Annotated in this window: 19 protein-coding genes; 10 read left to right on the forward strand and 9 right to left on the reverse strand. The window is 41.6% G+C overall.

The features are described from left to right. Window positions 1-37: 37 nt before the first annotated feature. The 3 genes from F0361_RS08305 to F0361_RS08315 are packed head-to-tail and all read right to left on the reverse strand — an operon-like array spanning window position 38 to window position 3113. Complete coding sequence (locus F0361_RS08305) at window positions 38-781, reverse strand: uroporphyrinogen-III synthase (protein ID WP_138256954.1); 744 nt, start codon at window positions 779-781, stop codon at window positions 38-40. An 8-nt stretch (window positions 782-789) separates the two neighbouring features. After that, entirely contained in the window at window positions 790-1443 is a 654-nt protein-coding gene (locus F0361_RS08310) for a DUF4271 domain-containing protein (RefSeq protein WP_154917994.1), read from the reverse strand. Next, complete coding sequence (locus F0361_RS08315) at window positions 1443-3113, reverse strand: ArnT family glycosyltransferase (RefSeq protein ID WP_154917995.1); 1671 nt, start codon at window positions 3111-3113, stop codon at window positions 1443-1445. The genes F0361_RS08310 and F0361_RS08315 overlap by 1 nt, the downstream gene beginning before the upstream one ends. 360 nt (window positions 3114-3473) lie before the next feature. Here F0361_RS08315 and F0361_RS08320 point away from each other — a divergent pair, with 360 nt between their 5' ends. From F0361_RS08320 to F0361_RS08330, 3 genes are all read left to right on the forward strand, one after another. Beyond that, window positions 3474-4202 carry a polyprenol monophosphomannose synthase gene (locus tag F0361_RS08320; RefSeq protein WP_154917996.1) on the forward strand — a complete coding sequence of 243 codons (729 nt, stop codon included), beginning with the start codon at window positions 3474-3476 and terminating at the stop codon, window positions 4200-4202. 1 nt (window position 4203) lies between these two features. Next, window positions 4204-5538 (forward strand): dihydroorotase, encoded by a 1335-nt coding sequence (locus F0361_RS08325; RefSeq protein ID WP_154917997.1) that lies wholly within the window; start codon window positions 4204-4206, stop codon window positions 5536-5538. A 312-nt stretch (window positions 5539-5850) separates the two neighbouring features. Next, the gene (locus F0361_RS08330) at window positions 5851-6294 is read left to right on the forward strand and encodes a DUF4296 domain-containing protein (protein WP_154917998.1); all 444 of its coding nucleotides are present in this window, start codon (window positions 5851-5853) and stop codon (window positions 6292-6294) included. Here the strand turns inward: F0361_RS08330 and F0361_RS08335 are convergent. Next, the gene (locus F0361_RS08335; protein WP_154917999.1) at window positions 6275-7282 is read right to left on the reverse strand and encodes an NAD-dependent epimerase/dehydratase family protein; all 1008 of its coding nucleotides are present in this window, start codon (window positions 7280-7282) and stop codon (window positions 6275-6277) included. The genes F0361_RS08330 and F0361_RS08335 overlap by 20 nt on opposite strands. Window positions 7283-7482: 200 nt before the next feature. On the opposite strand from F0361_RS08335, the gene tyrS reads away from it, so the two are divergent. From tyrS to F0361_RS08350, 3 genes are all read left to right on the forward strand, one after another. Continuing rightward, a complete protein-coding gene (gene tyrS / locus F0361_RS08340) occupies window positions 7483-8781 on the forward strand; it encodes a tyrosine--tRNA ligase (RefSeq protein ID WP_154918536.1) in 1299 nt (432 codons plus the stop codon). Window positions 8782-8824: 43 nt separating this feature from the next. Next, complete coding sequence (locus F0361_RS08345) at window positions 8825-9214, forward strand: hypothetical protein (protein ID WP_154918000.1); 390 nt, start codon at window positions 8825-8827, stop codon at window positions 9212-9214. Window positions 9215-9321: 107 nt separating this feature from the next. Further along, window positions 9322-9759 (forward strand): hypothetical protein, encoded by a 438-nt coding sequence (locus tag F0361_RS08350; protein WP_154918001.1) that lies wholly within the window; start codon window positions 9322-9324, stop codon window positions 9757-9759. Here F0361_RS08350 and F0361_RS08355 read toward each other — a convergent pair. The 5 genes from F0361_RS08355 to F0361_RS08375 all read right to left on the reverse strand — a co-directional run bounded on the left by F0361_RS08355 (window position 9756) and on the right by F0361_RS08375 (window position 16118). Next, a complete protein-coding gene (locus tag F0361_RS08355; protein WP_154918002.1) occupies window positions 9756-10733 on the reverse strand; it encodes a LuxE/PaaK family acyltransferase in 978 nt (325 codons plus the stop codon). The two genes, F0361_RS08350 and F0361_RS08355, sit on opposite strands and share 4 nt — an antisense overlap. Window positions 10734-10813: 80 nt before the next feature. Beyond that, complete coding sequence (locus F0361_RS08360) at window positions 10814-11137, reverse strand: T9SS type A sorting domain-containing protein (RefSeq protein ID WP_154918003.1); 324 nt, start codon at window positions 11135-11137, stop codon at window positions 10814-10816. 168 nt (window positions 11138-11305) lie between these two features. Then, complete coding sequence (locus F0361_RS08365; RefSeq protein WP_138256967.1) at window positions 11306-11614, reverse strand: T9SS type A sorting domain-containing protein; 309 nt, start codon at window positions 11612-11614, stop codon at window positions 11306-11308. A 155-nt stretch (window positions 11615-11769) separates the two neighbouring features. After that, window positions 11770-14607: a TonB-dependent receptor gene (locus tag F0361_RS08370; RefSeq protein ID WP_154918004.1), complete on the reverse strand. Its 2838-nt coding sequence runs from the start codon at window positions 14605-14607 to the stop codon at window positions 11770-11772. Between the two features lie 113 nt (window positions 14608-14720). Beyond that, window positions 14721-16118 carry a thrombospondin type 3 repeat-containing protein gene (locus F0361_RS08375; protein ID WP_161598220.1) on the reverse strand — a complete coding sequence of 466 codons (1398 nt, stop codon included), beginning with the start codon at window positions 16116-16118 and terminating at the stop codon, window positions 14721-14723. Between the two features lie 282 nt (window positions 16119-16400). On the opposite strand from F0361_RS08375, the gene F0361_RS08380 reads away from it, so the two are divergent. The 4 genes from F0361_RS08380 (at window position 16401) to F0361_RS08395 (ending at window position 19503) form a co-directional block, all read left to right on the forward strand. Then, entirely contained in the window at window positions 16401-17087 is a 687-nt protein-coding gene (locus F0361_RS08380; protein ID WP_154918006.1) for a response regulator transcription factor, read from the forward strand. A 116-nt stretch (window positions 17088-17203) separates the two neighbouring features. Then, window positions 17204-18154 carry a sensor histidine kinase gene (locus F0361_RS08385; RefSeq protein WP_394349869.1) on the forward strand — a complete coding sequence of 317 codons (951 nt, stop codon included), beginning with the start codon at window positions 17204-17206 and terminating at the stop codon, window positions 18152-18154. 46 nt (window positions 18155-18200) lie between these two features. Beyond that, on the forward strand, window positions 18201-18869 hold the full coding sequence (gene trmB, locus F0361_RS08390; protein WP_154918008.1) for a tRNA (guanosine(46)-N7)-methyltransferase TrmB: 669 nt from the start codon (window positions 18201-18203) through the stop codon (window positions 18867-18869). Between the two features lie 4 nt (window positions 18870-18873). Further along, a complete protein-coding gene (locus F0361_RS08395; RefSeq protein WP_154918009.1) occupies window positions 18874-19503 on the forward strand; it encodes a LysE family transporter in 630 nt (209 codons plus the stop codon). Window positions 19504-19505: the final 2 nt, after the last annotated feature.

Below are 19505 nucleotides of genomic sequence, written 5' to 3' on the forward strand. Positions count from 1 at the left end.
TTGCAAGGCCTTTTTGTTATAGATTCAGAAGCAACTCTTATTTGTTTGCGTTCGTAATATATTTTTGGAGTGCCATGGTCATGGACGGTGTCTCTGGAGTGGGCGCCTTTATGTCAATTCTAAGTCCGGCACCGGTAGCAGCTTCTACAGTAGAATTACCAAAAACCGCTATTCTAGTATCGTTCTGCTTAAAATCCGGAAAGTTATGTAACAGGGATTCAATACCCGATGGACTAAAGAATACCAAAATATCATAATATACATCCCTTAAATCGGATAGATCACTGATGACCGTTTTGTAGAAAATACCCCGTTTCCAGCTTATATCGAGCGCGTTTAAGGTCTCGGGAACCTCGGGTTTAAGAACATCAGAGGATGGTAACAGGAACTTTTCATCCTTGTATTTTTTGATCATCGGGGACAAATCGGAAAACAAGCGTTTACCCACATAAATCTTTCTTTTTCTATATACCACGTACTTCTGAAGATAGTATGCCACAGCCTCGGACTGACAAAAGTATTTCATCGTATCCGGCACCTTGAAACGCATCTCCTCCGCAATTCGAAAGAAATGGTCCACCGCATTCCTGCTTGTAAGAATAATGGCGGTGAAATCCTTTAGGTCGATTTTCTGTTGACGGACACCTTTGGCATCTACTCCTTCCACATGAATAAAGGGTCTAAAATCGACCTTTACTTTTTCCTTGTCGATGAGCCTGGAATAGGGAGAATTTTCCATTTTTGGCTCGGGCTGAGAGACCAAAATTGTTTTTACTTTCATAGGTTACACTATTTTAGAAAGCTTCCCAATATGATTAGGGGTGCAATTTCGAGTGCGCAAAGGTACAAAATAAAATAGAAAAAGTAGGAACTAATGTATTTTTGATGAATCCTAATCACTGAAACCCAGCCTATAATATTAATTAGCAGAAAGAGCCCAAACGCTGCCAAAACAACGGTAATCGAGTTAATAAATACAAAAGTCAAAAAAATATTGGCCAGAAAAAGAACAATACTGCTGTAATTCAAATAGGACGTTTTTTTGAACAGTAGTTCATTAATGGTAGCGTAGGATCCAAAAATGAAACCGTTCCCCAGTTGTAGGAACATCTTTATAAGCACAAAAAGAAAAAGGAATCCAATGATCGCCAAAAAAGTGACATTGGACACGGATATTTCCGGACTTGCATAACTTTTCCATGCTAGAAAGGCGAACAGCGAGGTATTGATGATCTGGAAAACGGTGAGTAGTATATGGAACCAATTGAAAAGCTTCTCCTTTTTGTTGTACATGATGATGTACTTGTTGTTGAAGGGAAGAATGATAAAATTCAAAAATCTGGCATAGAATATTTTTTTGGCAATAGCGACCAACAGGAGACTGCCAAACAAAATGAGGGTAATCCAGTCCAAGTTTTCGGTAAACCTGTTAATTGGCTCCATTAGTTTACGGGAATTGGTTTTGAATTCAAGCCCGGATACAATCCGTTTTCCGAAATCACGATTCTAATATAACCTACTTTTTCGGTATCGTACTGAGGTATTTCCACTAAAAAATGGGTTGTGTCCTTTTTGGTTAGGAAGGGCAGGTTTTCCTCCACGGGCTTCGGGGCAATCCGTTTTAGGCCCAAGGTATTTTTATAGGGACTCAAATAGGCTACAGAAAATTTAAGTTTGGACAGTTCAATGTCAAAATTGTAGGGATTGAATACCTGTAGATGATAATCGGAACCACCCAAGGAAACAGTTTCCTCCTTCAGTGTGCATTCAAGTTTTCTGTAGGAGTCGAAATCCGAAATATACTTGCCTTTATAAACCCAGCCATCAGGCTTGGTGTAGGAAAAGGTGTTATCATTGATATATTTGGAAAGATAAGCCACTTTTTTCCCCCGTACCCGTTCTTCCGAGGTATCAATGGAATATTGGTTTTTCCGGTACATCACATTGTTCAGGGAGAAGGTAGGTATTCCTCCCGAATAAAATTCGTACATGGGTGCGTTACGATAAGAATTCTCAAAAACCACGGGAATTTCCCCAACCTCCTCGCGAATTCCATCGACCCAGGTCTTGTTGCCATGACTTTCGTAATGGAAATCAAAAAGTAAAGGTTGGTAAATGAGTCCGGCTCGTAAATAAAGAATCAGGAAAGCGTTGATGATGCCCAAGCGAACCATCCATTTGAGGACCTGTTTATGTTCCAACATGAAATTATATACGATGACCACCAGGGGAATGCAGATAATAATGATCCATTGGGTCTGTACCCTTCTGTTGAAGCTGGAAATAAAGAAAAACAGGATTACGCCATATGTCAAGAACAAGAGCGCCCTATTGAACAAGTCCTTGCCCTTGGTTTTTAATAAGGCATAATAAATAAGCGGGAAAGTAAGCCCAAACAGTGCAATCAGGTTTACAAAGAAGCCCAGCGTATATTTCTCGAACTGATAGGCATCGTTGGGTCGTTCATAAAGATGGTATTTGATACTGACAAAATCATTTTCATACAGCCAGTAAAAATGTGGGGCATAACAGAGTAAGGCAACCAAAACGCTAAGCCAGGCATACTTGCTCTTAACAAGGTTTAGGTTGGATAGCAACACAAAAACGATGACCAGGACGGCGTGGTATTTACTGTACATCAAGGCCGCCATAAATATACCCAATAGGATAGCAGTAGAGTATTTCGGGTCTTTTAGGAAATGCTTATACGTAAGTAGAAAACAGGAGGTAAAAAACAGCAATGGAGTATCCGGAAGGGTAAAAAAACCATAGGCATTCAACAAGGTCATGGAAAACACCAGTATGAAAAAATGGGGGATAAATCGATTCTTTTCCGGTCTATCGATCAGCAGCCATAAAATCACAAGATTCAGTGCGGAAATTACACAGCTCATAAAGCGCACCCCAAGTTCCCCGTTAAAAAACAGACTGCTAATTTTTATAAGCAGCGCAACCAAAGGGGGATGGTCAAAAAACCCCCAGGCCATATTCTGGCTATAGTACCAGTAATAGGCCTCATCAAAAATTAATTCCGTAAACGCGGATTGTATAAGGTTGAGAACAAAAAATGCCGTAAGAAAATAATAGAATTGCCTTGGGATTTTTTCGGACATGGGCGGTTTTTATGCCCGTAAAATTACAAATTCCGATGGTTTTCGTTTTTATTCTTTGATTTTAGTACAGGAGAAATAATTGGTCCAAAGATGTAAGATGTAGAAGGGCCTATTTTTAGGAATTAGACCTGACAGGTTTTCAAAACCTCCCAGGTGTTTATAATCACTTCTTTTTGTTGAAATATATAACTCTTGTAACGTACACAACTCTTTGATTTAAAACACTTCCGCTAGGTACTGAAGCTATATTGTTGATTTCCGCATCTGGGGAAATAACATTTCAAAGGAAATCACCTAGTCCAGCTTCCCAGAAATCTTTTGGATTAAAACACTACTTTTGTGCCCATATAGCATATACCGATGTCCAACAGTGTTGTTATCATTCCTACTTACAATGAAATTGAGAATATTGACGCGATAATCAATGCTGTTTTTGAATTGCCAAAAGACTTCCATGTACTCATTGTGGACGACAATTCACCCGATGGTACGGCGCAGCGTGTACGTGATTTGCAACAAAAGTTCAAGGACAACCTGTTTTTGGAAGTGAGGCAGGAGAAATCGGGGTTGGGCACCGCTTACATCCATGGATTTAAATGGGCCATCGGCAAAAAATATGATTATATATTTGAAATGGATGCTGATTTTTCCCACAACCCAACCGATCTTTTACGATTGCTCAAGGCCTGTGAAAAAGGTGCGGACGTATCCGTTGGCTCTCGGTATAAAAAAGGAGTGAACGTGGTCAACTGGCCCTTATATAGGGTGTTGTTGTCCTATGGGGCATCATTCTATGTGAAAATGATTACGGGTATGCGGGTGCATGATCCAACTGCCGGGTTTGTTTGCTATAAAAGGTATGTTTTGGAAAGTATCAATCTGGATTCCGTTCGATTTGTGGGGTATGCATTTCAGATAGAAATGAAGTTCAGGGCCTACCTGAAGAATTATAAAATAGAGGAGGTTTCCATTATCTTTAAGGACAGGGTAAAGGGTAAGTCCAAAATGAGTTCCTCCATCATCAGCGAAGCTATCTGGGGTGTTTTTGTGATGAAACTTCGCAGCCTTTTCCAAAAAAATAGATTTTAGAATGGGTAAGACATTATTAAAAAACGCGAGGGTCGTAAATGAAGGTATCATTGAGGAACTAGACCTTCTTTTGGAGGGGGATTATATTTCCCGAATTTCCAAGGATATATCGGAAGCGGAAGCAACAGTCATCGATTTAAATGGGAAATATATACTACCGGGAATCATTGACGACCAAGTACATTTTAGGGAACCGGGCCTTACGCACAAAGGCACTATTGCATCGGAGAGCAGGGCGGCCGTGGCCGGGGGTATCACCACCTATATGGAGCAGCCCAACACCAACCCACAGACTACAACTATTGTCAAATTGGAGGAAAAGCATGCCATGGCAAGGGAAACTTCCTATGCCAATTATTCCTTTTTGTTTGGGGGAACCAACGATAATCTGGAAGAACTGAAACGTTTGGACAAAAATGCCTGTTCCGGAATCAAGTTGTTTTTGGGGTCATCTACCGGAAACATGTTGGTGGATGATGAGGCCGTAATCGAAGGTATTTTCAGTAATACGGAGATGGTCATTTCCGTCCATTGTGAGGATGAAACTACCATCCGTCGGAATTTGGAAGCATACAAGGAAAAATACGGTGAGGATATTCCAATTCAGTACCATCCTTTGATCAGAAGTGAGGAAGCCTGCTATCTATCCTCTTCAAAGGCGATTGCCCTGGCTAAAAAGACGGGAGCACGATTGCATGTTTTCCATCTTTCAACTGGGAAGGAAACGGATTTGTTCCAAAATGACATCCCTCTGGAAAAGAAGAAAATTACGGCGGAGGTCTGTATCCATCACCTTTGGTTTTCAGATGCCGATTATTTGGACAAGGGAACCTTGATCAAATGGAACCCGGCGGTAAAAACTGCGCAGGACCGGGATACACTTTGGAAAGCTTTGTTGGATGACAGGATCGATGTAATCGCAACAGATCATGCCCCGCATTTACTGTCGGAAAAAGAAAATCCTTATACGAGTGCCCCCAGTGGTGGTCCTTTAGTGCAACATGCGTTGCCCGCCATATTGGAGAAACATTTGGAAGGTGTTATCAGTTTGGAAAAAATCGTAGAAAAAATGTGCCACAATCCGGCCAAATTGTTCGATTTAGACAAAAGGGGCTATATCAAGGAAGGATATTTTGCCGATTTGGCCGTGGTTTCCCTAAACGACCCATGGCAGGTCTCCAAGGAGAATATCGTGTACAAATGTGGTTGGTCACCATTTGAAGGAAGTTCGTTCAAGGCCCGTGTTACCCATACGTTTGTAAACGGACATTTGGCGTATGAAAACGGAAAATTGTCGGATAAAAGAAATGCCAAAAGGCTCACTTTCAATAGATAAAGGAGCAATTATAATTATTTACCCCATGAAATGAGCCATAACAAGTCTTAATACCCACCTTGATGGTTATTGGCGAAAACGAAGTTTCATGAATACCGCTGAAAAGCAAGTAGTAAATAATGAACTAAATCAAAGATTCATGAACACCTTTTGAAAATACAATAAACAGCGATGTGAATAATTGCATCTGACCTTTTAATAATATTAAATATAAACAGATGAAACCCTCATCGAGGGATTATTTATGGTAAGTTTAATGCCTATACAAAAGGAAATGATTAAGATTCAAACTATTAACCTAATTTTAAACGTGTGAAAAGTTTTAGGATTGCCATACTCGTAGTGTTATTTTTAGCTGCTTGTGGTGAAAAACTCATAGAAAAGCCGGAGAACCTTATCCCAAAGGATAAGATGGTCCTGATTTTACAGGAGATGGCATTGATAAATGCCGCCAAGGGCGTGAATTTGGGTATTTTAAAGGATAACGGTGTGGAGCCTACCACCTATGTTTTTGAAAAGTTTGGGATAGATAGCGCACAATTTGTGATAAGTGACCGATACTATGCCTCCTTGCCAGCGGAGTATGAGACCATCTACATCGAAGTGGAAGCTTCGTTGGAAGCCAAAAGAATCGCCCTGGAACAGGAAAAGAAAATAACCGATAGTCTGAAACTTCTTGAAAGCAAGCGAAATAAGGAAGGGGTTCTGGACAGTTTGAAAACTAAACCCGCTACTGTCAAGGAGAGTCGTCCATAAATTTTTTGGAAGCAAATTCGATGGATTCTTTCAGAGGTTCAAATTCGAAGTGTAGCAACGTCCTTACTTTCTCGCTGGAATAACTTTCAGGATGTAAGAGGGAATAGATTTCGTTTTTGGTAATGGTCCTTGGTTTTCCGGTGAATAGGGTTTTGAGAAAATCAAAATACCTGCCAACCTCCAACTGCCATTTTTTAAGTTCTTTCCGGGGTGGCTTTTTGCCCAGGGCAGTGGCTATGGAGGTCATTATTTCCTTGTAGGTAGTATTTTCCGCAACAAGGATAAACCGTTCGTTTTTAATAGTGCTCGCCATGAGAAGTGTCATAACGGAAACGACATCGGTTACCGACACAAACCCTGTTCCTCCCGGTGGGTAATAGGAATAGGCCTTGTTTACCGTTGTAAACAACTTGCCACTGCCGCTATTCCAAAATCCCGGACCTACAATCACCCCAGGATTTACGATTACCACGTTCAGGTTTTCTTGGGAACCCCGCCACACCTCCATTTCGGCCGAATATTTGGTAAGGGCGTAGACGTTCGTGTGCAATTCGTTCCAATCATTGCTTTCCGTCGCCTCTTTGCCAGCGGTACTTCTGCCAATGGTTCCAATGGTGCTTACATGACAGAGTTTTTTTATTTTGTGGTGGATGCACAGGTTGACCATGTTTGCCGTTCCTTCCACATTCACTTTGCGTAACTTTTTAAAATCCCTTGGGTCAAACGAAATAAGTGCCGCAGCGTGGTATACTTGTTCAATACCTAAAAAGGCAGCTTCCAATGAGGGTACATCCAGAATATTTCCCTGTACCCATTCTATTTGATTAAAAATGGTTTCTGGATTATTCTGATAATAGGCGAAGACTTTTTTAACGTCCTCCAGTTTTTCTTCGGACCTATAAATAGCGCGGACTTTTACCTTAGACAGGACCAATCTTAAAAGTAAGTGACATCCCACCAAGCCTGTACCTCCGGTAACTAAAACCATATTCCATGTGTTTATAGCAATGTCAATCAGCTGATATTTAAACAATTAATTTTGTTTAGGCATCTTGGATTGTCCTGCCAAATCCCTCTATGACGTTTCAAATGTAGGAAATAGACTTGGATAAATTCCTCCCTAGATAGGTATGATCAGCGGCGTATTTCCTTTTATATTTGCAATGAATTAAAATGAAACAGATTAAAATGGCTTCAAACTTTGTAAAGGAGTTGGAATGGAGAGGCATGTTACACGATGCAATGCCCGGAACCGAAGAATACCTTATGAAGGGAATGCAATCCGCCTATGTGGGCATTGACCCAACGGCAGACTCCTTGCACATTGGTCATTTGGTGGGGGTTATGATGTTAAGACACTTCCAATTGGCAGGACATAAACCCATTGCCTTGGTAGGTGGTGCAACCGGTATGATCGGAGATCCATCCGGTAAATCGTCTGAGCGAAATCTCCTTGATGAAGCCACGCTCAGGCATAATCAAGAAGCCTTGAAAAACCAACTTTCCAGATTTCTTGATTTTGAAAGCGATGCCGATAACGCCGCTGTCTTGGTGAATAATTACGACTGGATGAAGGGTTTTTCATTTTTGGATTTTATCCGGGACGTTGGTAAACACATTACGGTAAACTACATGATGGCAAAGGACTCGGTTAAAAAGCGACTTTCCGCCGAAGCCAAAGAAGGAATGTCCTTTACGGAATTTACCTATCAACTTGTGCAGGGATACGATTTTCTCCATCTTTTTAGGACCCATAATTGCACCTTACAAATGGGCGGTAGCGATCAGTGGGGCAATATAACAACGGGCACGGAACTGATTCGTAGAATTGGCGGAGGCAAGGGCTATGCCCTTACCTGTCCTTTAATAACCAAGGCCGATGGCACCAAATTTGGAAAGACCGAAAGCGGAAACGTCTGGTTGGATGCAGAGCGGACCTCCCCGTATAAATTTTATCAATACTGGCTCAATACCTCTGATGCCGATGCGGAAAAATACATCAAGATTTTCACCTTTCTTTCCAAGCAAGAAATTGAGCATCTAGTCGCGGAGCATTCGCAGGCCCCCCATCTAAGGTTGTTACAAAAGAAATTGGCCGAGGAAATAACTGAAATGGTACACTCAAAGGAAGAACTGGAGAATGCAATGAAGGCCAGTGAGATTCTTTTTGGTAAGTCCACATCCCAAGACCTCAAAGCGTTGAACGAAAAAACCTTTTTGGATATTTTTGAAGGGGTTCCACAGGCCCAGGTTCCCATGGCCTCTTTGGAAGGCGGTTTGGATATGATCGCGGCCCTATCCGCACAGACGGGGTTTTTAGGGTCGAATGGAGAGGCAAGGCGCGAATTGAAACAGAATTCCATTTCCGTAAACAAGGAAAAGGTGCAGGAGGACTATTTGATAGGAAGGGAAGATCTTATCAACGGAAAGTTTGTGCTGCTTCAGCGCGGCAAAAAGAATTATTTCGTACTTACGGTAACGGAATAGGCAACCTTTGCAGCATTTTGACATCTACAGAAAAAATGGTTTTATGAAACGATTTTTAGGGCTGATGATGTTGGTTTATCTGATTTCCTGTGATTCGGACAATGACCCCGTTATACAGGACACCGGTTTGAACGGGGAATGGATATTACAGGAAGTGAGCTGTTTCTGCGCGTTTGATGCCAATGTTGATTTTTCGGAAACAAGGCTGATTTTCGAAACCGATACAAATACCCTTACCGTCATTAATGAGGGTACCGATCGGTTTTTCAAGGAATCGGGGGTATACCGGTATGGCGGTCAGAACAATGTTCTAGATTTTACCGATAATACCAGCTATCAATTCGAAGTTGCCGAAAACCAATTGACTTTGGTCTACTTGGACAACCCTCAGATTGCGGATGATGAGGTGGTGTACTCTTTTAGACGGTCTTAAACAGGATAATTTTTAAATACTTCACATTCCCTTAACGGAACCCATTTTGATTTGTAGTATCTTAAGGTAGAATTAGTTAACCCCTGGTAGTTGTGCAAAACCGATTTTTGTTTTTAATTACGATTATCCTACTTTTTACGACAGGATGCACCAGCGATGATCTGGTGCTAAAGGGAAAGGATTTGCAATTTTCAAGTCAAAAATGGAGATTGGTTCAAATGACTGGGAGTTTTGTTAATTCAACAACTGTGGGCGAGGCTATGGATTGGCAGGAATACTATATTTTCAATCCAGATGGTTCATTTATTAAAAGCAGGGAGCGGGATGGAGCCGTTTTGGAAGCTACAGGAACCTTTGAGATGGTCGAGTACGATAATGATGATGCGGATTATTTGGAGCTACTTTTCGAGACAGGAGGTGAGTTGGCTGGCGGTTGTTATGGATTTGGCAGGGAAACCTTGCAATATGTTGCCGAGGATAGGCTTCAAAGTTCATGGATGGCATGTGACGGACCTGGTCTCTTCTATGAAAAGGAAGATGATTAAAGCGCCATCAAATTACACCCTCTGATATCCGAATGGTCAAAACGCCCCAGGACTTCAAATTTTCCGCTTTCATATAATTTCCCCAAATCCTGGGTTGCTATAAACGAACAGGAGTTCACATTGGCAAGATCGATTACATTGATGCCTCCAGTCTTTCCTATTGGTAGTAAGGATAAAGGGTCTTCTGTATCCCTTACTAAAATTTTCATCCACGGGGGACAATTAAATAGACTATCCCCTAGGGAGTAGGCTTGTGAAAGGAGTTCCGTCATACCGTATTCGGAATGAATTTGTTTTACACCAAATCCCCGCTTTAGTTGTTCGTGCAGTTCCTTACGTATCAATTCCTTTCTACGTCCCTTCATACCGCCAGTCTCCATCACAATGGTATGTTCCAGTTCTAATTTGAACGTTTCGGCGAAATCCAATAGGGCAAAGGAAACACCAATTAAAAGGGTCTTTTGTTTTTGGGCTTCCAGTTCCCTAAGAACGGATTCCAATTTGGGTAGGTCATTGAGAAAAAATCCGCTAAAGGGATGTTTGCTCTTGTTGATTAAATCGTTCACCATGTAAATCAGGGAAGAACCATCGCGCTCCAAATAAGAGGGTAAAAGCGCTAAAACACAATAATTTTTAATAGGCCCGTAGCTACTTTCAAAGCCTTTGAGGTAACTTTGTTTGTATAGGCTTAGGTCCGTTACATAGTGTTTGCTCGCGACCGAGCCCGTGGTTCCACTACTGGTAAAAATGATTTCTTCTTCATCCAAAGTACTAACAACCTTGTGTTCCTTGAAGAATTGAATGGGTAGAAATGGAATTTTGGTTAGGGTATCAATACGCTCCGGTTTTACATTTAAATAATCGCAGAACCTTTGGTAAACCCCATTATTTTGATACTGAAACTGAAATATTTCCAAACATTTGGTTTCAAATTCAGTTTTGGATGAAATATCAAAAATACCTTTTGGGCCCATGGAATATTCAATTCCCCGTAAAGGTAAAGAACCCTATAGAATGTATCTTGAAAAGTAGGGTAAATCGAGTTCTAAAACGGTTACTTTACCACCAATTTCCTATTGATCGTTTTTTTGTTTTCGGTTACTTGGATAACATAAACACCAGGTGAAAGTCTGGAGATGTCCAAGGTCTTGTTCGAGATACGATCGGTCAAAACCAACTCACCAAAGACATCATAGATTCGTATTTCCTTGGTGTCGTTGTTCTCCGTGGTCACATAAACCATGTCTGCCGTTGCAGGGTTGGGATATAGTTTAAAACCGGAGATTTCCTCATTTTTTAAATTTCGAAAATCAATGGAGTCCTGGCCATATACCATGAAGGAAAATCCCATTAAGAGGATAAAGTAGATTTTTTTCATTGGGCATCGATTTGGGATCAACACCCTAAAGTTACTTCAATCCGCTATGTTCAATATAAAAATGTTGTAAACGATACTATTTTGTATGTCAACAAGATAGCACTTGCAATACATCGGATTTTTCATACCGATTATCGACAAGAAATAAATAAGATATAAGAGTAAAACTTACTTGACGATAAGCTTTCTGGTGGCCATTTTGTCCTTTTCAAATACGCGTAGAACATATACGCCGGCATCCATATCGTTTAGGGAGAGTTCCTTGCCTAGAATGGTCGTTTTTAGGATCAATGTTCCAAAAACATCGTAAATAAAAATTTCCTTTGGACTATTGTTGGCCGTGGTAATATAGACCTTACCATTCGTAACCGGATTTGGATACATGCTAAAACCTTCTATATCCCCTTGGTTTTTTGGACTTTGTCCAAAACCAACAGCACAAAAAAGAAAGAAAATAACAAGGTAAAGTTGCTTCATATATAGCAGGTTACAAATGCTATGCCACAAATATAGGAATTATAGCCTCTGGACGTCAATAGGATAGGACTCTTTCTTTAAATTTTTCGATGAAATGCAAAAAGCCCGTCCACGAATGGTATCGGGACGGGCTTTTTTAAATTCTCTAATCAATATTAAAATTGATAGCTATATCCCAAGGAGATGGCCTGACCTGGATATCTAGATGAAAATAGCCTATCCGTAGCACCAAAGGATTGGTACACGCTTTCAATCTTGTCATTTAGCACGTTTTCAAAACGAAGGGTCAGTTTGCTGTTTTTCTCCTCGCCAAACTCTTTGCTCAAATTGAATTTTAGATTGTGAAAGGGCAGGGTAAATACATCTGGAATATCCCCATTTCCTACAATTTCCAAGGTTTTCCCTTGAACATTATAGACTAGGCCACCTTGCCATCCATTGTCATTGTTGTCATAGTTGAATCCAACGTTTAACAGAAAGGGTGATTGGCCTTGCAATGTTCTATAATCCTTAAATTCCTCACCTTCCCTCAAGTTGTCCCTTCTTGCTTCCTCTTCATCTTCACTAAAGGATTGACGGGACTCGATTAAGGAAACATTGGCATTAAAGGAAAAATCCTGCCAGCCAGGAATAAAGTCCATACTTCTTCTAAATTCCAGCTCACCACCAAAAACCACGGCATCTCCCAAGTTCAGGGGAATGAACTGACCTCGTGCCTCCCGGATGAAGGAAAGTTCAATGGGATCATCAAAGGTCTTTGCAAAGGCACTAACAGCAAAGAAGTTGGTCCTTTCGCCATAGGCTTCAAATCGTAAATCAAAGTTATTTATATAGGTAGGCTGGATATTGATATTTCCAATAAAAAAGGTACTGGAAACAGGATCAAAAATCTGGGCATTGGAAGCTTCCTTGAAAGAAGGTCTTGCCGTGGTGCTGCTGAAGGAAGCCCTAAATTTCCTACTTGCCTCTTCGTTAAGGTCGTAGATAAGGTTGGCCGATGGAAAGAAATCCGCCTTGTCCAATAGGTTCACATTGTCAAAAACCTCCCCGTCCTGGTTAATGCCAGAATAATAAAGGTCGAACTTCTCAAAACGTACGCCCAGTATGGCGTTGAGTCTTTCCGATAGTTTAAATTCATCACCTACGTATCCGGCGGCAACGGACATTTCGGAGTCAAAGGAATCAGAAATATTGGAATCCCTTCGCACAAAGGTTCCTTCGCCAGTACTTGGATTATAGATATTTTCAGGGGCCAATACCTGGTCCGCATCGCCGCCAAAGCCCAAGCTGAAATTACCTTGTCTTGATTGTACGGGGTGTGAAAACTGATCCACTACAAATTCCCGTTGTTTTAAGGTGTAGGCTCCTCCAAACTTTAATTTCGCCTCCCTACCAAAAAATTGATGCCTTCTAGAAAAATCCAGTTTTCCTGCGAGATTGATTTCCTCTAAATCCCTCCAAATCCTGCTAGGTTCACCAGATTCACTGGGAGAGATGGAAAAGTTTCCAGTTTCTGTATTGAACCTAAACGGTGTTGTTCTTAGGTCTTTATCGTATATTTTTGAGAATGTTGGAGAAAGTTTCCATGAAACTTTCCAAGATCCATCCTCGTTGGAGTGCTCGCCATTTAATAATGCGTTGGTAATGGATCGTTGTGTATAGGTCAGCACATCCTTAAAAATCGTATTGGAATTTACACTGAAATTATCTTGCCTAATATAGCCAGCGCTTGATTCCCCATTCTGTATGTGTAAAACATTCAATTTGTATTTGGATGTCCTGCCTTTAAAGGAAACACCAGCTAAACCACTAATCAGTACATTATTGACACCCACGTCGCCGGACTGTGTTCTATCGTCAATCAATTCCAAAACGGAGGGGTCTTGATCTTGTTTGCGAAAGACTTGACCGTTGACAATGTTTTCGTAAAACTCCGTATTGTTTCTATAGGATAGGGATGCCAAATAGCCAATTTTTTTGGTGCCATCCTCATTCGCATTGTATTGGTTTCCGGCCGTAAGGCCAAAACTGAAATCCATACCGCTTTGCTCCTGTAGGGCCTTTAAGTTGGAGTCGAACAATTGTGTGGTAATTCTTGCAACCTGTCCATTTTGTTGTGGCAATAGGGTTTCAAAATTTTGTGAAATGGGCAAATCCCGCTTTCCTCCATCATATCCCAAGGGGTCTGAAACACTGCCATCATAAGTCAAATAATTGTCCTTAAAATGCATGGAAGAATTATACCCAAGACCTGCTGACACGCTGTACTCGGCCCTTGAAGGGAAATCTTTGGTCACAATATCCACAACACCTCCCGTAAAGTCGGCCGGTTGGTCAGCCGTTGCGGATTTTACCACAATAATGTTGTCCAAGATATTGGTAGGGAAGATATCCAATTGAAGAGTGTTCCTATCTGGATCCAATCCGGGTACGTCCACACCATTAAGAATGGACTTTGTATATCTGTCACCTAAACCCCTAACATAGACAAATTTTCCTCCCTGTACGGATACACCGGGCACGGCCTTTATGGCACTGGCGATGTCTCCCGCACCTGATTTTTTAATACTTTGAATGGACAGACCATCCAGAAGGGCTACCGAGTTCTTTTGTAGATTAAGTACGGAGGCCTCCGTGTTTTTGGAAACCGTAGTGGTTACCACCACTTCATCCAAAGCGTTTGGCAGTGGATTCAAGGTAACATCGATTATTTCCTCCGCACCTTGGGCGATGACTACCTCGGAGATTTCCTTGGTCTCATATCCTAAAAACGAAAATACTACGGTATACGTGCCGGGCTCTAGCTCCAAAGCGTATTTTCCATCAAAATCCGAGGTCGTTCCTTTGGTAGTGCCTTTTATTGTAATATTCGCAAAAGGCAATACGTCATTAAATTCACCATCCATCACTGTTCCCGAAATAATGCCTTCTTGTGCAAGAATGGACTGTATGGAAAATGCGGCAAGTAAAACTAAAAGCGATTTAATTTTCATGTGAGTTGAGTTATAACAGGTATTCATATAGAAATTAAGTTGCTCGCCTTACCAAAATCGTAAGACGAGCAACTGTTTAATTTAAAGTATATATACTTGATTTTATGTATTTGTTAGAAGCCCAAGCTTGCTTTGGCATTGGAGTATGTCCAAGCAAAAGCAGAAGTATCCGCTCCGGTTGTACCTTCGGTAACAGCCGATGAGAATGTAGCGGCATCCGCTTCAAAAGTGGTACTATCCGTTGTATCATTGAAGATTTCAGCAGAGGTAGCTACGCCTGTTGGCAATACGATTTCCCAATTGGTGAAAACTAAAGTTCCTGCAGTGTAGTTGGCCGCAACACCCGCATTGTCCAATTCTACATCTGATAGCTGAAGGTCTGTACCTATTCCTGTAAAGCCTGTAACCAAGATGTTACTGTTAGTACCTTGTGCATTGGAACGGAAGTCGGCTATTTCTCCATTTTCAACATTGTTGGATAGACCCACCAAAGTGGCATTTGTTAATGTATAAGCTCCCTGTAGTGATCCTTCAGGACCATCAATTTCCAAGGCGTGATCGGAAATAGCTCCCTGAACGACCATGGCATTATCGATAGTACCGGAATAGGCTTGGTCAATATCCAAACCGTCATCGCCTTGTGCCCAAACGAAAAGGTTAGTAGCGTTTACTGTACCACCAAAAAATTCGATGCCGTCATCCACATTACCTACAACTTCAATATTGTCAATAGTAGTTCCTGTACCAACGGCTCCCAAAGTAAGACCATTGATTTCATTTCCTTCCCCGATCAAGGCGCCGCCATGACGAATAGAGATATATTGAAGCGTACCGGAATCATCGGCTGGATCAGTACCGCCATATAAACCTTTATCACCATCCGTATCTGTTGGCAACCCTTCAATTTGTGCTGCAACTGCATCACCGTCAAAAGAGGCGGGAGCGTTACCTAAAACGATCAAACCTCCCCAAAGACCTCTATCATTTTCGGTTAAGTTAGTACCCGCAGTTTCGCCGTAAGCGATGTTGTCTGACGCAGATGTAAAAATAATTGGAGCGTTGGCAGTACCTACCGCCTCAATCTTACTTCCTCTTGTTACGATAAGCGCAGATGCGTTTACACCGGAACCTGCGTTTGCTTTGATGATAACACCAGCTTCAATAGTTAAGGTAGCACCGTTGGTAACGAATACCCTACCATCCAAATTATAAAGATTATCAGCACTCCAGGTAGTGTCCTCAGTAATATCGCTATCTACTACAACAGTTTGTCCAACTGGGTCGGTAGCACCATTATCGGTTGGGTCACAAACGTCCCCAATACCATCACCATCCGAATCTGCTTGGTCAGCATTCGCGGTACCAGGACAGTTGTCGACATCGTCATTTATTCCGTCATTATCAAAGTCCTCATCTGTAATAACAACAGGATCAACAGGACCATCATCGTCGCTACAGGCAACAAAGGCCAATGAAAAACATACAAGGGAAAGACCCAATAGCTTTTTCATAGAATTTACGTTTTTAATTTTCATAATAGTATTATTTGATTTACGCCGCAAAGAACGATAGGGGTTGTAAAAGTCGGGTTACGCGCATGTTAAATATGGATTGCAAAAAGGTTAACCTAATGTTACTATATTAAATCAACGTTAAGCGATTTTGTCATACGGGTTTAATCTTTACTTTTGAAACATAAATACGTCCAAAAATCGATTGGGGATACTGCTAAACCATTGCTTTTTAATACTTTTAGTTGCCTCAAACCTAAAAAGACCAAACCATAGGAAAAGATGAAGAAAAAGGATATTACCATACTTTTAGTGGATGACGAACCGGATATTTTGGAGATTTTGAGTTACAACCTTTCTTCCGAGGGGTATGAGATAATCACGGCCAAAAACGGTGCTGAGGGCGTTACCAAAGCAAAAAAGAAGCAGCCGGATCTTATTATTCTGGACGTTATGATGCCTGAAATGGACGGTATTGAGGCCTGTGAAATAATGCGGAAGACACCCGGATTGGAAAATACCATAATTACCTTCTTGACCGCACGCGGAGAGGATTACTCCCAAGTGGCCGGTTTTGATGCCGGGGCCGATGACTACATTACCAAGCCCATAAAGCCAAAGGTATTGGTGAGCAAAGTAAATGCGCTCTTAAGAAGGTTATCCAAAGAGGAGGGTCCCAGGGAGGATATTACAAAAGTTGGTGATATTGTAATCAACAGGGAAGAATACAAGATTATAAATCAGGGCGAGGAAATAATACTCCCTCGGAAGGAGTTTGAACTTTTGGCCCTGCTCACTTCAAAACCCAATAAAGTATTCAAACGCGAGGTAATTCTGGATAAGGTCTGGGGCAATGAGGTGGTCGTTGGCGGAAGGACCATCGATGTACATATCCGTAAGCTACGGGAAAAAATAGGAGAAGATCACTTTAAGACCGTTAAAGGGGTAGGCTATAAGTTTGTATTATAATGGCCATTCGATCCAAAAAGTCCTATAGGTTTGCCTTCAGGTCTGCTTTCTATATAGGCGTTATTTCCTTTTTTGTTATTGGGAGTCTGCTGTGGCTCTTCAACATAATGAACTGGATGTTTTTGGCCATTGCCTCCTTGCTAATTTTTATTTTTTCTTTCGGGGCCCTTCAGTTCAGAATTGAACGCTTCATATACCGCCGTATCAAGAAAATATATGACGATGTGGAACTGTTGGAGTCCACGCCCTTGGCAACCAACCCCGTAACTACCGACATGCGCACCTTGACCGCGGAAATAGAGAAATTCGCCAAGGACAAGAAGATAGAAATCGATACGCTTAAGATCCGGGAAGAGTATCGTAAGGATTTTTTGGGCAATGTGTCGCACGAGCTAAAGACTCCATTGTTCACCGCACAGGGCTATCTGGAAACGCTTTTGGACGGGGCCATAGAGGACAAAAATATCCGAAGAAAATATATTTCCAGGGCCAACAAGGCAGTGGAGCGGCTTATTTACATTGTACGGGACCTGGATTTGATCACCAAACTAGAAGTGGGCGATCTGCGTTTGGAAAAGGAGAATTTCAATATTGTGGAGCTCATTCAAAATGTGTTCGACCTCTTGGAAATGAAGGCCAGCAAAAAGAAAATTGTCCTCACCTTTGATATGGTCTATCCCAACCCGATCATGGTATATGCCGATAAGGAAAAAATCCAGCAGGTATTGACCAATCTCTTAGTAAACTCCATTAAATATGGTAACGAGAACGGTACTACGGAGGTAAGTGTGGAGAATTTGGTCAAGAATAAAGTTATAGTTCGGGTAACCGATAACGGCGAGGGCATCCCGGCGAATCACCTGCCCAGATTGTTCGAACGTTTCTATAGGGTGGACCCTAGTGGAAGCAGAAAGGAAGGAGGAAGTGGCCTGGGTCTATCTATCGTAAAGCATGTAATAGAGGCACACGGAGAAAAAATCTACGTGGAAAGTTCTGAGGATGTGGGCTCCGAATTTTCCTTCACCCTGGAGAAAAGTAAAACCGAAAATACCAACTCCAAAAAATAGTGACCGGAATCAATTTTATTAGCTTTGCCATTATAAAAGGAACCAAGTGGGCAGCAAGAACAAGCTAAAAAGATTCAAGGAGAACGAAACCTTTTCAAATGTGATACAGCCAACTCGGCAAGAAGTTACCGATGGTTTTGTACTGAAAGGAAATTGGAAGGAACACTTTAAAAACAATAACCCAATTGTTTTGGAACTGGGCTGCGGTAAGGGCGAATATACGGTAGGACTGGCAAAAAAAAATCCCAATAAAAATTTCATAGGCCTCGATATCAAAGGTGCCCGATTTTGGAGGGGAGCCAAAACCGCCTTGGAGGAAGGTTTGCAAAACGTCGCTTTCTTACGGACTCAAATAGAACTGGTGGACCTTTTGTTCGGTAAGGAAGAGGTCTCGGAAATATGGATCACCTTTCCCGATCCCCAAATAAAGTACAAAAGGACCAAGCATAGGATGACCAACGCGGCCTTTTTGGAAAAGTACAAGCGTATTTTGGCCCCCAATGGATTGATGCATCTTAAGACTGATAGCGAATTCATGCACGGGTATACCTTGGGACTCCTGCATGGTTTGGGACTGGAGGTTGTCTACGCCAATCACGATGTGTATAAAAATGAGGGTAGTCCCAAGGATGTTCTGGAAATTCAGACATTCTATGAAAATCAGTATCTTGAGAAAGGCAAACCCATAACCTATATCCAATTTAGGATACACTAAGTAGATGCAACATTTACTCATTCTTTTCTTCGCTACCTATTCGGCGGCCTTTATGGCCACTGTACCACCCGGGCTTCTCAATTTAAATGCCGCCAAGACCAGTGTGGAAAAGGATAAATTGAACGGTGTTATCTTTAGTTTGGGCGTGTCCACCGTTATTATGTTGCAGGCCACCATTGCGGTATTCATCTCTAAATTTTTGGATAGGAATCCTGAAGTTGTTTCCCGTCTTTTGGAAGTTGCCATTGCTGTCTTTGCAGCTTTGGCGGTCTATTTTTTTGTGGCGGCCAAACGAAATAAAAAAACGAAAATCAAGGCCATCAAAATCAGTAAGCGAAACAGCTACCTCAAGGGTATGTTTTTGGCAACCCTTAATTTTTTGACCATTCCCTACTACAGCGGACTCAACATTATGTGGAATGCATCGGGCTGGATCAAGTTCATGTTTTTGGATATTGCCATTTTTGTTCTGGCGGCCGGTTTGGGCACGTTTTCGGTGCTGTACCTGTACGTTTTTTACTTTGACAAACTGGAGCACAAGACGAATCGGTTTGAAAAAAATGCGAACTACATTCTTTCCTTTCTCATGGTACTTTTGTTGATCATCACCGTAGTAAGGGTGCTAAACAGGTAGTG

The sequence above is a fragment of the Maribacter flavus genome (assembly GCF_008386635.1).
Classification (GTDB): domain Bacteria; phylum Bacteroidota; class Bacteroidia; order Flavobacteriales; family Flavobacteriaceae; genus Maribacter; species Maribacter flavus.

Coding starts and splice junctions, on each gene's coding strand:
- F0361_RS08305 (WP_138256954.1), bottom strand. CDS start 781: ATGAAAGTAAAAACAATTTTGGTCTCTCAGCCCGAGCCAAAAATGGAA.
- F0361_RS08310 (WP_154917994.1), bottom strand. CDS start 1,443: ATGGAGCCAATTAACAGGTTTACCGAAAACTTGGACTGGATTACCCTC.
- F0361_RS08315 (WP_154917995.1), bottom strand. CDS start 3,113: ATGTCCGAAAAAATCCCAAGGCAATTCTATTATTTTCTTACGGCATTT.
- F0361_RS08320 (WP_154917996.1), top strand. CDS start 3,474: ATGTCCAACAGTGTTGTTATCATTCCTACTTACAATGAAATTGAGAAT.
- F0361_RS08325 (WP_154917997.1), top strand. CDS start 4,204: ATGGGTAAGACATTATTAAAAAACGCGAGGGTCGTAAATGAAGGTATC.
- F0361_RS08335 (WP_154917999.1), bottom strand. CDS start 7,282: ATGGTTTTAGTTACCGGAGGTACAGGCTTGGTGGGATGTCACTTACTT.
- tyrS (WP_154918536.1), top strand. CDS start 7,483: ATGGCTTCAAACTTTGTAAAGGAGTTGGAATGGAGAGGCATGTTACAC.
- F0361_RS08345 (WP_154918000.1), top strand. CDS start 8,825: ATGAAACGATTTTTAGGGCTGATGATGTTGGTTTATCTGATTTCCTGT.
- F0361_RS08355 (WP_154918002.1), bottom strand. CDS start 10,733: ATGGGCCCAAAAGGTATTTTTGATATTTCATCCAAAACTGAATTTGAA.
- F0361_RS08360 (WP_154918003.1), bottom strand. CDS start 11,137: ATGAAAAAAATCTACTTTATCCTCTTAATGGGATTTTCCTTCATGGTA.
- F0361_RS08365 (WP_138256967.1), bottom strand. CDS start 11,614: ATGAAGCAACTTTACCTTGTTATTTTCTTTCTTTTTTGTGCTGTTGGT.
- F0361_RS08370 (WP_154918004.1), bottom strand. CDS start 14,607: ATGAAAATTAAATCGCTTTTAGTTTTACTTGCCGCATTTTCCATACAG.
- F0361_RS08375 (WP_161598220.1), bottom strand. CDS start 16,118: ATGAAAAAGCTATTGGGTCTTTCCCTTGTATGTTTTTCATTGGCCTTT.
- F0361_RS08380 (WP_154918006.1), top strand. CDS start 16,401: ATGAAGAAAAAGGATATTACCATACTTTTAGTGGATGACGAACCGGAT.
- F0361_RS08385 (WP_394349869.1), top strand. CDS start 17,204: ATGTTTTTGGCCATTGCCTCCTTGCTAATTTTTATTTTTTCTTTCGGG.
- F0361_RS08395 (WP_154918009.1), top strand. CDS start 18,874: ATGCAACATTTACTCATTCTTTTCTTCGCTACCTATTCGGCGGCCTTT.